Source organism: Kitasatospora sp. NPDC059812, assembly GCF_042732075.1.
GTDB lineage: Bacteria > Actinomycetota > Actinomycetes > Streptomycetales > Streptomycetaceae > Kitasatospora.
In genome coordinates this window covers 4,310-18,212 of record NZ_JBHWIO010000128.1, presented here as the reverse complement: position 1 = coordinate 18,212, position 13,903 = coordinate 4,310, and the positions used below count along the sequence as shown (strand labels likewise).

Below are 13,903 nucleotides of genomic sequence, written 5' to 3'. Positions count from 1 at the left end.
GGACGCACGCCCGAATCGCCCAAGTACGACCCAGTACGAGGACGATCCGGGCGCACGCCCAGCCGGGCGCCCAACGCCGCGGGCTGATCCGCCAAGATCGACCGGACAGGACCTAGAGCGAGACCTCCACCAGCAGCGGCCGGTGGTCCGACACCGCCGCGCGCGGCGCCGCCGCCGGGCCGACCGCGGCGCGCGGCACACCGACCGCCAGCACGTGGTCGAACTGCACCGCCGGGCGGTGCGAGGGGTACGTCGGGGTGCGGGCCAGGTCGTACCAGCCCTGCAGCCGGGGGCGGGGCTCGCGCACCCGGCGCCGGCGCGGCTCGGCCAGGGCCGGCCGGGCCCGCCGGGCCGCCCGCAGCTCCCGGACCCGTGCCCGGGGCGCGGTGCGCTCCAGCGCGGTCGCCCCGCCGAGGACGGTGCGCGGCACCGCGCCGACCAGGTTGAAGTCGCCCAGCACCAGGTACGGCTGCGGCAGGTCCGCGATCCACCGCCGGATGCCGGCCAGCTGCGCCATGTTCCACCCGGGGACGAAGGACAGGTGCGCCGCCACCACGGTGAACGGGCCGTGGTCGCCCTCCAGCACGGCCGCCAGCGCCGCCCGCGGCTCGTCCGGCACCGGGGTGAGCCCGCGCCGGCCGGCCACCCGCAGCGGCAGCCCGAACGGAGCCGGGGCGAACCGGCGGGCCCGCCAGTGCCGCACCGGCAGCCGGGTCAGCAGCGCGGTGCCGTACGAGGGCGGGGCGCCGTCGCCGACGTCGCCGGGCCCGTACACCCGCAGGCCGCCGGGCACGGAGGGCTCCGGCACCCAGCCCGCGACCGGCGCCGGGCGCCCGTGCAGGGCGGCGGCGAACCGCCAGTCGGCGGCCCCCATGGCTTTGGCGGCCACCGCGGCCTGGTCGGTGCCGCCGGAGCGGGACTGGTGGCGGTCCACCTCCTGCAGGGCCAGTACGTCGGCGTCCAGCGCGGCCACCGCCTCCGCCAGCGGCCCGCCGGCGTCGGCGGGGTAGGGCCGCGGGGCGCCGTCCGGGGCGAGCGGCTGACCGTGCAGCAGGTTGAAGGTGGCGATGCGCAACTGGCTCACACCGCACGACGGTACCCGCTCGCCGGGGGAGGGGGCGCGGCTTGAGCCTGTAGGGCATACCGGGTATACATACTGAGTATGTCCATCCGACACGGTCTGCTCGCCCTGCTCGACCAGGGCCCGCGCTACGGCTACCAACTGCGCACCGAGTTCGAGGCGCGCACCGGCGCCACCTGGCCGCTCAACGTCGGGCAGGTCTACACCACGCTGTCCCGACTGGAGCGGGACGGCCTGGTCGAGCCCGCCGGAGAGGACGACGAGGGCCACCAGTTCTACGCCGTCACCGAGGAGGGGCGCACCGAGCTGCGGGCCTGGTTCGACACCCCGGTGCCCCGGACCAACCCCCCGCGCGACGAACTGGCCATCAAGCTCGCCATGGCCGTCACCGTCCCCGGGGTGGACGTCTCCGCCGTCGTCCAGGGCCAGCGCCGCCACAGCATCAAGGCACTCCAGGACTACACCCGGCTCAAGGGCCGCGCGCTGGCCGGGGAGTCACGGCCCGGCATCGCGCCCTCCGCGAGCAACGACCTGGCCTGGCTGCTCGTCCTCGACCAGCTGATCTTCCAGACCGAGGCCGAGATCCGCTGGCTCGATCACTGCGAGACCCGGCTCCACCAGCACGCGGAGACCGAACAGGCCCGCGCCGCCGAAGCCGCCCGCGACGGCGGCGCCACGGCCGCCCGGCCCGCCCGCCGCCGCTCGCGCACCTGACCGCGTGCGCCTGACCGCGTGCGCCTGACCTCGCTCGCCGTAGCCCACGCACCCGACCCCGCCCGCCGCCGCTGACGCACCTGACCCCGGCGGCCCACCCGAACCATCGGCCCGGACCCGACGCCGAGCCCACCACCAGCACAAGGGGGGAACCATGTCCCACACCGACCCGGCCCGGCAGACGCCGGTACTGCACCTGGAAAACGTCACCCGAGTCCACGGCCAAGGCGCCGCGGAGGTCCAAGCCCTGCGCGGCATCGACCTCAAGGTCCACCCCGGCGAGTTCGTCGCCGTCATGGGCCCGTCCGGCTCCGGCAAGTCGACGCTCCTCACCCTCGCCGGCGGACTGGACACCCCGACCACCGGCCAGGTCCTCGTCGAGGGCGTCGCCCTCGGCGGGCTCAACCGCAAGCGGCTCGCCCAGGTCCGCCGCCGCTCCATCGGCTACGTCTTCCAGGACTACAACCTGATACCGGCCCTCACCGCCGGCGAGAACATCTCGCTGCCGCGCGAACTCGACGGCCTCTCCGCCCGCGCCGCCCGCCGCGAGGCGCTCGCCGCCCTGGAGGAGCTCGGCATCCCCGAGCTCGCCGACCGCTTCCCCGACGACATGTCCGGCGGCCAGCAGCAGCGCGTCGCCATCGCCCGCGCCCTCATCGGCGAGCGCCGCCTCGTCCTCGCCGACGAGCCCACCGGCGCCCTCGACTCCACCACCGGCGAGGCCGTCCTCGCCGTCCTGCGCGCCCGCTGCGACGCCGGCGCCGCCGCCATGATGGTCACCCACGAGGCCCGGCACGCCGCCTGGGCCGACCGCGTGGTCTTCCTGCGCGACGGCCGCATGGTCGACGAGAGCGTCAGCCAGGACGCCGCCAGCCTGCTCGTCAGCGCCGCCACCAACAGCATGAAGGTGGACGAGTGAAGCTCAGCGCCTGGCGGGTCGCCCTGCGCATCGCCCGCCGCGACGCCCTGCGGGCCAAGGGCCGCAGCGCCCTGGTCATCGCCATGGTCGCGCTGCCCGTCCTCGGCGTCACCGGCGCCGACGTGGTCTTCCGCAGCGCCGACCTCGAACCCGCCGAACACGTCGTGCGCGTCATGGGCCAGGCCGCCGGCGAACTGCAGATGGTCGAACGCGGCTCCACCGTCCTCCAGGCGCCCGACCCCGACAAGGGAATGACCACCAAGAGCGCCAAGGACGAGGTGAAGAACGGCGCCGCCCCCCAGTACACCCCCGCCCAGCAGCGCAGCCTCGACACCGAGCCCGCCGAACTGGCGAAGCAGTTGCTCCCGCCCGGAGCCACCCTCGTACCCGAGCGGCAGGGCCCCTACATCGCCGCCGGCAGCTCCCAGGGCCTGCTCAGCACCGGGACCACCGAACTGGACCTCACCGACCCGGTCTGGAACGGCCGCGTCAACCTGGTCAAGGGCCGCGCCCCCGCCACCGACGGCGAAGCCGCCGTCACCCGGGACTTCCTCACCCGCTCCGGCCTCAAGATCGGCGACCGGACCGCCGTCCGCGGCCTGGAGGACAGCCCCTTCACCATCACCGGCGTCGTCGAGTACCCCGGTGAACTGACGGCCACCGAGATCATCGCCCGTCCCGGCACCCTGATCAGCAAGCTCGCCAAGCTCCCCGGCGCCGACCGCAGCCGCAACGCCGGCACCGACGCGCCCACCCGCTGGCTCGTCAAGCTCCCCGCCGGCGCCACCCTCGACTGGCCCAAGGTCACCGAACTGGGCGGCTACGGCTTCGCCCTCGCCTCCCGCGCCGTCCTGCTCGACCCGCCGGCCCGCGCCGACGTCCCCTACTACGTCGAGGCCGACAAGCGCGGCGGCCCCACCCCCGGCTACCTCGACCGCACCTCCGTCGTCATCCTCGCCACCGTCGTCGGCATGGCCCTGCTGGAGATCGTCCTCCTCGCGGGCCCCGCCTTCGCCGTCGGGGCCAGGCGCTCCCGGCGGCAGCTCGGCCTGCTCGCCGCCGGCGGCGGTGAGCGCGCCAACATCCGCGCCGTCGTCCTCGGCGGCGGCATCGTCCTCGGCGTCACCGGCGCCGTCGTCGGCCTCGGACTCGGCATCGGCCTGGTCGCCCTGCTGCGCACCCGGGCCGAGGAGTACGCCGGCCAGCGCTTCGGCCACTTCAACCTCCAGCCGCTCGACCTGCTCGGCGTGCTCCTGGTCGGCCTGGTCACCGGCCTGCTCGCCGCCGTCGTGCCCGCCGTCCAGGCCTCCCGCCAGGACGTCGTCGCCGCGCTCACCGGCCGCGACTCGCTCAAGCCCCCGAGCCGCAGGCTCGCCGTGGTCGGCCTGCTGATGCTCGGCGGCGGCTCCGCGCTCGCCCTGCTCGGCGCCACCAGCGGCTTCGCCAACCGCAGCCTGTCCGTCCTCGGCGGCTCGGCCGTCGCCGAACTCGGCATGGTCGCCCTGACGCCCTACCTGGTCGGCCTGTTCGGCCGGCTCGGCCGCTGGCTCTCGCTCGGCCCCCGGCTCGCCCTGCGCGACTCGGTGCGCCACCGCGGCCGCACCGCGCCCGCCGTCGCCGCCGTGATGGCCGCCGTCGCCGGCACCGTCGCGGTCAGCGTCTACCTCGCCAGCTACGACGAGGGGAACCGCCGCGAGTACACCGCCGCCGCCCCCTCCGGCGCCGTCCTGCTCGGCAGCGGCTGGCTGCCCGCCTCCGAGGGCAATCTGCTGCCGCAGATGCGCGACGCGGTGGAACGCAACATCCCCGCCCTCGGGCCGCGCGCCGACGTCCAGCGCGTCAACTACAAGGGCGACTGCGCCGACGGCGGCAGCCGCTGCGGCTACATCCAGGTCGCGCTGCCCGAGGAACTGCGCTGCCCCGTCCTCGACGACACCGAGCGCAGCACCAGCGAGACGGAGCGCATCCTCGGCACCGACCCGCGCTGCCAGGTCTCGGGCCACCGCGGCAACCAGTTCAGCAACCTCTCCGCGGGCGACGCCACCCTGCTGCACAACCTCTACGGCGTCACCGACCCGGCCGCCGGGCAGGCCCTCGCCGCCGGCAAGGCCGTGGTCTTCGACGCGCGCTACCTCAAGGACGGCAAGATCGCGGTCGAGCTGAACGATCCGATGGAGGAGACCGACGGGTCGTCCCACGGGCCGTCCCCCCGGAAGCGCGGCCACACCGAGATCTCCGTCGACGCCGTCCTCGCGTCCGCGGCGGTGCCGGCCAGCGGCCAGGCCGTGATCAGCCCCGACACCGCCACCCGGCTCGGCCTCACCACCGCCCCGACCGGCTCGGTCTGGCTGCCCGACAGCTCCCCCTCCGACGGCTCCCAGCAGAAGGCCAACGGGGCGCTGGCCAAGCTCACCGACCAGGAGGTCCTCTCGATCGAGCGCGGCTACCAGTCCAGGGCCGACCTGATCGGCCTCGGGCTGTCGATCTTCGCCGGCATCGTCGCCCTCGGCGCGGCCGGCATCGCCACCGGACTCGCCGCCGCCGACTCCCAGCGCGACCTGACCACCCTCGCGGCGGTCGGCGCCGAGCCCCGGATCCGGCGCACGCTGTCCGGCTTCCAGTGCGGGGTGATCGCGGCCATGGGCACCCTGCTCGGCACCGTCTGCGGGATCGTGCCGGCGGTGGCCCTGCGCAAGGTCCAGGGCGCGGCGGCCACCGTCCCCGGGATGCCCGCCGAGATGATCGCCAACAAGTCGGTCGTGGTCCTCCCGTGGCTCACCATCGGGTTCACCGTGGTGGCGCTGCCGCTGCTCGCGGCGGGCCTGGCCGCGCTGCTCACCCGCTCGCGGATCTCCCTGCTGCGCCGCTCCGGCTGAGGTCCGTGCACCCTCCCGTCACCCCCGTCCGCGCCCCCCCCCCCCCCCGGCGGCGGGGGGGGGGGGCGGGGGGGTGTGCGCCCCAAGCCCCCGGCCCCCCCGGCGGGCCCCCCCGACCAGCGGGGGCGCGGGGCGGGGGTGACGGAGGTTACAGCCCCAACGGCGCCCGGCAGCCGGACGGCCGGGGCGGGCACCCGCACGGGCGAACTAAAGTCGTCGGTATGACGAGAACTCCGGACAGCGTCGTCCGCTCCTTCATCGACCAGCACCAGGCCGGCTTCCTCGCCGACCTCTCCGAGTGGCTGGCCATTCCCTCGGTCTCCGCCGACCCGGCCCGCGCCGGCGACGTGCGGCGCTCCGCCGAGTGGCTGGCCGCCAAGCTGCGCGACACCGGCTTCCCGGTGGCCGAGGTGTGGGAGACCGACGGCCTGCCGGCAGTGTTCGCCGAGTGGCCCTCCGGGGACTCGTCCGCGCCGACCGTCCTGGTCTACGGGCACCACGACGTGCAGCCCGCCGCGAAGGAGGACGGCTGGGAGACGGAGCCGTTCACCCCGACCGTGGTCGGCGGGCGGCTGTTCGCCCGCGGCGCGGCCGACGACAAGGGCCAGGTGTTCTTCCACACCCTGGGCGTGCGCGCCCACCTGGCCGCGACCGGCCGCACCGCGCCGGCCGTCAACCTCAAGCTGCTGATCGAGGGCGAGGAGGAGTCCGGCTCGCCGCACTTCGCCGACCTGGTCCGGCGCGAGGCCGGGCGGCTGGCCGCCGACGTGGTGGTCATCTCGGACACCGGCATGTGGTCCGAGACCACGCCGACCGTGTGCACCGGCATGCGGGGCCTGGCCGACGCCCAGATCGACCTGTACGGCCCGGACACCGACATCCACTCCGGCTCCTTCGGCGGCGCCGTCCCCAACCCGGCGCAGGTCGCCGCCGAGCTGGCGGCCGGCCTGCACGACGCCGACCGCCGGGTGGACATCCCGGGCTTCTACGACGGCGTGATCGAGCTGACCGACCGCGAGCGCGAGCTGTTCGCCGAACTGCCCTTCGACGAGGCGCAGTGGCTCAGGGTCGCCAAGTCGTACGGCACCCGGGGCGAGGCCGGCTACTCCACCCTGGAGCGGGTCTGGGCCCGCCCGACCGCCGAGGTCAACGGCGTCTGGGGCGGCTACACCGGCCCCGGCGGCAAGACCATCGTGCCGTCCTCGGCGCACCTCAAGCTGTCCTTCCGGCTGGTCGCCGGGCAGGAGGTGGAGAAGGTGCGCGAGGCCGTCCGGGAGTGGGTGGCCGCGCGGGTGCCCGAGGGCGTCCGCCACGAGCTGACCTTCCCGGGCGCGACCCGGCCCTGCCTGACCCCGCTGGACCACCCGGCGCTGCAGTCCACCGTCCGCGCCATGGGCCGGGCCTTCGGGCAGAAGATCCTCTTCACCCGCGAGGGCGGCTCCGGCCCGGCCGCCGACCTCCAGGACGTGCTCGGCGCGCCGGTGCTGTTCCTCGGCATCTCGGTGCCCTCGGACGGCTGGCACTCGGTCAACGAGAAGGTCGAACTGGACCTGCTGGCCAAGGGCGTGGAGACGGCCGCGTACCTGTGGGGGGACCTGGCCGAGAACTTCCGGCCCGGCGCGTGATCCCGCGCGGGCACACCATGGCAGTCAGATCACTCATCCGGATGATTCATCACATGGGGATGGAACGAAGTGAGCACCGTGCCTGAGACCGAACGCCCACTGAACCTGGCACTGGCCCGGGCCGGGGTGGACCGGGCGGCCGAGCACCGGCTCGACGAGCCCTGGCTGGCCGCCGCCTGGAGCCACCCGGCCACCCGGGTGCTGCCGATCGCCGGCGGCGAGGCGTTCGTCGTCGACACCGCGCAGGGCACCGAACTCGTGCTGATGCCCTCCTTCGAGGCGCCGCAGACCGGGGACCGGTACTTCCTCGGCACCGACGAGGACGGCGTCTCGTACTTCGCGCTGGCCGGTGAGAGCCTGCCCGGGCGGCTGGACGGCGACGCCCGCCCGGCCGGGCTGCGCGAGGTCGGCGCGCTGCTGTCGGACCGGGACGCCGGACTGCTGGTGCACGCCGTCGCGCTGGAGCACTGGCACCGGCTGCACAGCTTCTGCTCGCGCTGCGGGCACCCGACCGAGAAGGCCGGTGCCGGGCACGTGCGGCGCTGCACCTCCTGCGCGGCCGAGCACTACCCGCGCACCGACCCGGCGGTGATCATGGTGATCACCGACGAGCAGGACCGCTGCCTGCTCGGCCGTCAGGCGCTGTGGCCGGAGGGCCGCTGGTCCACCCTGGCCGGCTTCGTCGAGCCGGGGGAGTCGATCGAGCAGGCGGTGGTGCGCGAGGTGCACGAGGAGGCCGGCGTGCGGGTCGGCGAGGTGCGCTACGTCGCCAGCCAGCCGTGGCCCTTCCCGTCGAGCCTGATGCTCGGCTTCACGGGCCGGGCGCTGCCGGGCGGCACGGCGATCACCGTGGACGGCGAGGAGCTGGCCGAGGCGCGCTGGTTCTCCCGTGACGAGCTGCGGGCCGGGATGGAGGCGGGGGAGATCCTGCCGCCCTCCGGGATCTCGATCGCACGCCACCTGGTCGAGCTCTGGTACGGCGGACCGCTGCCGTCGGCGGCGCGCTGGTAATCCCCGACGAATGGGGGGCGTGCGGGTTATCCCGCGCGCCCCCGTTTTTCTTTTCCCTTCCTTCCCGAATCCGCCACGATCAGATGTTCGTGGCCGGACGGGCCAGTTCTGCTACCGCCGCCCGCCACCCCGCGGCCGTCGTCAACCCGCGCGGACGACATTGCCGGAAACGGCTGAAACCCCGCCATCGCGCTCGCTACATTCACTCGGGTGACAATCCCCCGGGGCACCGCCCAATCCCCCAAATACCAGCGTCTCGCCGCCGACCTGCGCCGCCGGATCGCCGAGGGCGAGTTCACCGCCGACGCCGCACTCCCGGTCGAGAGCGAACTGGAACGCCAGTACGGAGTCGCCCGCAACACCGTCCGGCTCGCCGTCGACGTCCTGGTCAACGAAGGCCGCCTGGTCCGCCTCCAGGGCAAGGGCACCTACCTGCGGGAACACCCCGTCCTGGACCACCGCGCCTACGGCCCCACCCTGGCCCCCGCCCCCCGGGACTGCCTGGCCGTGCCCTCCGCCGTCTACCTCGGCGAGGCCGCCGAGGCCGGCCGCGAACTCACCACCGACTTCGAGATGATGATCGTCCGGGCCCGGGTCGACATCGCCGAACGGCTCGGACTGCGCCCCGGCGAGGCCATCGTGGTCCGCCGCCAACTGCGCCTGCTCGACCGCGAGCCGTACTCCATCGAGGAGAGCCACTACCGGGCCGGACTCGCCGCCGGCACCCCGCTGATGGAACCCGACCCGGTCGAGGGCGGCGACGAGGCCGTCCTCAACGAACTCGGCCGCACCGAGATCGGCGCCGTCGACCACCTGATCGCCCGGATGCCCGGCCCCGAGGAGGCCCAGTGGTTCCAGGGCGGCCCCGGCGTGCCGCTGATGGTCCAGACCCGCGTCACCTACGACCGGCGCGGGCCCGTCCGGGTCATCGAGACCCGATACTCGGCCGACCGCAGCCGGCTCGTCTACGGCATCGGCGACCTCGGCGCGCGCGCCACCCTGCCTGCGCCCGCCGCACCCGTCGACCCCGCCAGGGCCGACGCGCAGTGACGCGCGCCGGCCCGGACCCCGGGCCGGGCCGGCCCCGCTCAGGCCGTTCAAGCCCGCTCAGGCCGTTCAAGCCCGCGTGGGCCGCTCGGACCGTTCAGGCCGTTCGGACCATGCGGGCCGCTCGGACCACTCAGACCCCGAGGGCCTTCTTCACCTGCAGCAGGCTCGGGTTGGTCATCACGACCCGCTCGCCGCCGGCGTTCGGCGTCACCAGCACCGTCGGCACGGTCTGGTTGCCGCCGTTGACCGACTCGACGAACGACGCCGACGCCGGGTCCTCCTCGATGTTGACCTCCGTGTAGCCGATCCCCTCCCGGTCCATCTGGCTCTTGAGTCGGTTGCAGTACCCGCACCAGGTCGTGCTGTACATCGTCACGCTGCCGGACATCGAGGAGGCTCCTTCAGGAAGAGGGCGTACGGTCTCAGGGCAGGAACGCCCACCGCGCGACGGTCATTCCGCGCGGCCACGCTCCGTCGCACCACGACGGCGCCCGAACGGCCCCGCGCGCCCCGGTGCGCAGCGATCATCCTGCGATCACACCGTGCCTGTGGACAACCCCGCCCCCGTTGTCCCAGCGGGCTGAGAGGATGGAAAGCATGCAGGAAGACCTCTTGAGCGGCAGCCCGTCCGACGGCCCCCACGGCTCCCTCTGGGCCGACCCCACCGCCGCCACGGGCCCCGACGCCGTGCTCGCCGGGCTCGACCCCGAACAGCGCGCCGTCGCCACCGCCCTGCACGGGCCCGTCTGCGTCCTCGCCGGCGCCGGCACCGGCAAGACCCGCGCCATCACCCACCGGATCGCCTACGGCGTGCGCAGCGGCGTGTACCAGCCCCAGCAGGTCCTCGCCGTCACCTTCACCGCCCGCGCCGCCGGCGAGATGCGCGGCCGACTGCGCCAACTCGGCGCCGACGGCGTCCAGGCCCGCACCTTCCACGCCGCCGCCCTGCGCCAGCTCCAGTACTTCTGGCCGCGCGCCGTCGGCGGCCCCGTGCCCCAGCTGCTCGAACGCAAGGTCCAGCTCGTCGCCGAATCCGCCGGCCGCTGCGGCCTGCGCGTCCAGCGCACCGAACTGCGCGACCTCACCGCCGAGATCGAATGGGCCAAGGTCACCCAGCTCGGCCCCGACGACTACCCCGCCGCCGTCCAGAAGTCCGGCCGCGAAGCCCCCCGCGACCCGGCCGAGACCGCTCAGGTCTACCGCGTCTACGAGGAGACCAAGAGCCGCCGCGGCGTCATCGACTTCGAGGACGTCCTGCTGCTCACCGCCGCCATCCTGGAGGACCGCCCCGACATCGCGGACCAGGTCCGCTCCCAGTACCGGCACTTCACCGTCGACGAGTACCAGGACGTCTCCCCGCTCCAGCAGCGGCTGCTCGACCAGTGGACCGGCCCCGGCGGCGGCGCCAGCCTCTGCGTCGTCGGCGACGCCAGCCAGACCATCTACTCCTTCACCGGCGCCACCCCCGACTACCTGCTCAACTTCCGCACCCACCACCCCGAGGCCACGGTCGTCAAGCTGGTCCGCGACTACCGCTCCACCCCGCAGGTCGTCCACCTCGCCAACGGACTGCTCAGCCAGGCCCGCGGCGAGGCCGCCCGCCACCGCCTCGAACTCGTCTCCCAGCGCGAGGCCGGCCCCGAACCCGTCTACACCGAGTACGAGGACGAGCCCACCGAGGCCGAGACCACCGCCCGCCGGATCAAGGACCTGCTCGCCACCGGCGTGCGCGCCAGCGAGGTCGCCGTCCTGTTCCGCACCAACGGCCAGTCCGAGGTCTACGAGCAGGCCCTCGCCGACCTCGGCGTCCCCTACCAGCTCAAGGGCGCCGAGCGGTTCTTCGAACGCCCCGAGGTCCGCGACGCCGGCGTCCTGCTGCGCGGCGCCGCCCGGGCCGGCGCCGACCCGCTCACCGCCGACGCCCCCGACCTCGCCGGCCAGGTCCGCGCCGTCCTCGCCGCCCGCGGCTTCACCGCCGAACCGCCCGCCGGCTCCGGCGCCGTCCGCGACCGCTGGGAGTCCCTCGCCGCCCTCGTCCGGCTCGCCGAGGAGTTCGAGCGCACCCGCACCGCCGCCGGCCACAGTGCCGACCTCGCCGCCTACGTCGCCGAACTCGACGCCCGCGCCGCCGCCCAGCACGCCCCCGCCGTCGAAGGCGTCACCCTCGCCTCGCTGCACGCCGCCAAGGGCCTCGAATGGGACGCCGTCTTCCTCGTCGGCCTCACCGAGGGCACCCTGCCGATCATCTACGCCAAGACCGACGAGCAGATCGAGGAGGAGCGCCGACTCCTCTACGTCGGCGTCACCCGCGCCCGCAGGCACCTCTCCCTCTCCTGGGCGCTCAGCCGCTCCCCGGGCGGCCGGGCCAGCCGCAAGCCCAGCCGCTTCCTGGACGGGCTGCGTCCCGGCTCCAGCGCCCCCGGCGCACGCACCGGCGGGCGGGGCGGGCGCGGGGGCGTGGAGCCCGGCGAGCGCTCCGCCGGACGGCGGGTCCGCGGCCCGGTCAAGTGCCGGGTCTGCGAGAAGGTGCTCACCGAGGCGGTCGAGCGCAAGCTGCGCCGCTGCGAGAGCTGCCCGTCCACCATGGACGAGGCGCTGTACGAGCGGCTGCGCGAGTGGCGGGCCCGGCAGGCCAAGAAGCAGGGGGCGCCGGCCTACGTGGTGTTCACCGACGCCACGCTCATGGCCATCGCCGAGGACGTGCCGGCCAGCCGCCAGGAGCTGGCCGTGATCTCCGGGGTCGGCGCGATGAAGCTGGACAAGTACGGGGCGGCCGTGCTCTCGTTGTGTGCGGGGGAGGAGCCCGAGGAGGATCCGGACGGCGTCGAGGACGGCGAGCCGGTCGATCCGGCGTGAGCCGGTCCGGGCGCGGTCCAGGGGAGTCTCCCGGGGGCCGCTCGGGGGACATTCGAACCCGCCGTGAAAAATAGTTTGCGCGGCATACCGGGAGCGCAATAGCCTGCCGGAGCGGTCAAGGGGACGAGATCGCACGGGGTGACACCTGTGCCGAATCCCCTGCACCCAACAGCTTCACCGAGACAGACATCCGAACATTCGGAGCCGGGGCGACCTGGCTCCGCGAGACGCCGAGAGGAGGCGATGACAGTGGGAAACATCATGATCACCAAAATGACTGGCCAGACCGTTGTTGCTGCCTCCCTGCGTGCCGCCCGTCTGCGGGCGCTCGCCGAGCTCGGTGGAACCGGTCTGGGTCTCGACACCACCGGTGTCTCCGTCGTCCCCGCTGTCAGTGGCCTTGGACACACTGATGTCTGCGCCGCGGGCGGCAGGAACGTCGAAGGCACCTCCGTCGAGGCCGGTCTGTCCGGCGACTGGGCGTCGTTCGGCACGTCGCGCTCCCTGCGTGATGAGCGACCGACCCAGGCACCGAAGGCAGTCGTAGCAGCCGCCATGCATGGCGACTATGCGCAGGTCGTCGGTGCCGGAAGCACCCAGAAGCAGAACGAGCAGCAGATTAACCAGGCCATGGCCGCCTTTGCGGGCGCCACGGCCATCCGGATGCGGGCCTTCCGCGGGCCTGAACCCTGGAGAGAACGAACCTGAGTAAGCCTCAGGTCGGCACCTCCAGGGCCGCGGAACCCGTCACACCGGGATCCGCGGCCCTTCTGTTTTGTCCGGTACGCAAGACCACCCAGGCCCCCCGGGGCCTCCGGCCCAGACCCACCAGCCATCTGGGCCGGAACCACTGAAAAGACGAGGAAGACGCCACAGTGTCCACGGTCATCACGCCGCCCATCCCGTCCGTACCGCCGACAAGCCAGATCACCAAGGCCGACCAGGCCGACCCCCCGGAGGTTCTTTCCATGCAGATCAGCTCCATCGAGCAGGCCGAGGCGCTCGGGCTCCCCATCCCCTGCCGCGCCTTCGACCCCGAGGTCTTCTTCGCCGAGACGCCCGCCGACGTCGAGTACGCGAAGTCCCTCTGCGGCACCTGCCCGGTCAAGGACGCCTGTCTGACCGGTGCGCTGGAGCGGCGCGAGCCGTGGGGCGTCTGGGGTGGCGAGCTCTTCGTCCAGGGTGTCGTCGTGGCCCGCAAGCGGCCGCGTGGCCGTCCGCGCAAGACCGAGGTCATGGCGTGAACCCCGCCCACGGCGCCAGGGCCGTCCGCCGGGGAGAGCAGCCCCTGCTGGACAGCTCCCTCCGCCGTTCCGTCCGGATCGCCGCCGCCAAGGCCGACGCAGCCCGGCCAGCCCCCTTCCCGAGCACGCACCACGAGCAGGACCACCACATGACCGCCGCCGCCATCGATCCGACCGTCCGCGCTGAGCAGACCACCGAACTTCAGATCCAGAACAGGACCCTCGAAATGCAACTCCTCCACGAATCCCTGGCCCGGGCCCATATGCAAGAGCGCCTGCACGAGGCCGAGCACCAACGCCTCGTCACCCGGGTCGCCCGGGCCCGCCGGCTCAAGCAGCGGGCCGAGCGCGCCTCGCTGCGGGCCCGCAAGGCGATCGCCGTCGCCCTGATGTAGCCGCGGCTGTCGTCGCGGCTTTCGTCGCGGCGCGGGGCCTCCCCGCGTTCCACCCCCGTCGTGGCGCCCCGCGCCCCCCCCCCCCCCGCGGGGGGCGCCGGGGGGGGGGGGGGTGGGGGGTGTGGGGGGAGT

At 74.2% G+C, this 13,903-nt stretch carries 12 protein-coding genes; 10 read left to right on the top strand and 2 right to left on the bottom strand.

Annotated elements, in window-relative coordinates:
* Positions 1-112: 112 nt before the first annotated feature.
* Positions 113-1,084, bottom strand: a complete 972-nt coding sequence (locus ACFV6D_RS36640) for an endonuclease/exonuclease/phosphatase family protein (protein WP_363372609.1) — start codon at positions 1,082-1,084, stop codon at positions 113-115.
* 78 nt (positions 1,085-1,162) lie between these two features.
* On the opposite strand from ACFV6D_RS36640, the gene ACFV6D_RS36635 reads away from it, so the two are divergent.
* The 6 genes from ACFV6D_RS36635 (at position 1,163) to ACFV6D_RS36610 (ending at position 9,276) form a co-directional block, all read left to right on the top strand.
* Positions 1,163-1,795 carry a PadR family transcriptional regulator gene (locus tag ACFV6D_RS36635; protein ID WP_063347909.1) on the top strand — a complete coding sequence of 211 codons (633 nt, stop codon included), beginning with the start codon at positions 1,163-1,165 and terminating at the stop codon, positions 1,793-1,795.
* 154 nt (positions 1,796-1,949) lie between these two features.
* Positions 1,950-2,714, top strand: coding sequence for an ABC transporter ATP-binding protein (locus tag ACFV6D_RS36630; protein WP_063347908.1), 765 nt, complete (start codon positions 1,950-1,952; stop codon positions 2,712-2,714).
* Entirely contained in the window at positions 2,711-5,590 is a 2,880-nt protein-coding gene (locus ACFV6D_RS36625) for an FtsX-like permease family protein (protein WP_380563042.1), read from the top strand. Before ACFV6D_RS36630 ends, ACFV6D_RS36625 begins: the two co-directional genes overlap by 4 nt.
* Positions 5,591-5,811: 221 nt before the next feature.
* Positions 5,812-7,215: a dipeptidase gene (locus ACFV6D_RS36620; RefSeq protein WP_063347906.1), complete on the top strand. Its 1,404-nt coding sequence runs from the start codon at positions 5,812-5,814 to the stop codon at positions 7,213-7,215.
* Positions 7,216-7,284: 69 nt separating this feature from the next.
* A complete protein-coding gene (nudC, locus tag ACFV6D_RS36615; RefSeq protein WP_208869073.1) occupies positions 7,285-8,226 on the top strand; it encodes an NAD(+) diphosphatase in 942 nt (313 codons plus the stop codon).
* A 210-nt stretch (positions 8,227-8,436) separates the two neighbouring features.
* Complete coding sequence (locus ACFV6D_RS36610) at positions 8,437-9,276, top strand: GntR family transcriptional regulator (protein ID WP_063347904.1); 840 nt, start codon at positions 8,437-8,439, stop codon at positions 9,274-9,276.
* A 130-nt stretch (positions 9,277-9,406) separates the two neighbouring features.
* Here ACFV6D_RS36610 and ACFV6D_RS36605 read toward each other — a convergent pair whose 3' ends face one another.
* On the bottom strand, positions 9,407-9,664 hold the full coding sequence (locus tag ACFV6D_RS36605) for a mycoredoxin (protein ID WP_063347903.1): 258 nt from the start codon (positions 9,662-9,664) through the stop codon (positions 9,407-9,409).
* 200 nt (positions 9,665-9,864) lie between these two features.
* On the opposite strand from ACFV6D_RS36605, the gene ACFV6D_RS36600 reads away from it, so the two are divergent.
* From ACFV6D_RS36600 to ACFV6D_RS36585, 4 genes are all read left to right on the top strand, one after another.
* Positions 9,865-12,132: an ATP-dependent DNA helicase UvrD2 gene (locus ACFV6D_RS36600; protein WP_079135640.1), complete on the top strand. Its 2,268-nt coding sequence runs from the start codon at positions 9,865-9,867 to the stop codon at positions 12,130-12,132.
* 261 nt (positions 12,133-12,393) lie between these two features.
* Positions 12,394-12,840: a hypothetical protein gene (locus ACFV6D_RS36595; RefSeq protein WP_380341433.1), complete on the top strand. Its 447-nt coding sequence runs from the start codon at positions 12,394-12,396 to the stop codon at positions 12,838-12,840.
* Positions 12,841-13,007: 167 nt separating this feature from the next.
* Positions 13,008-13,376, top strand: coding sequence for a WhiB family transcriptional regulator (locus ACFV6D_RS36590; RefSeq protein ID WP_371517211.1), 369 nt, complete (start codon positions 13,008-13,010; stop codon positions 13,374-13,376).
* Between the two features lie 149 nt (positions 13,377-13,525).
* A complete protein-coding gene (locus ACFV6D_RS36585; protein ID WP_079136258.1) occupies positions 13,526-13,771 on the top strand; it encodes a hypothetical protein in 246 nt (81 codons plus the stop codon).
* The last annotated feature ends 132 nt before the right edge of the window (positions 13,772-13,903 follow it).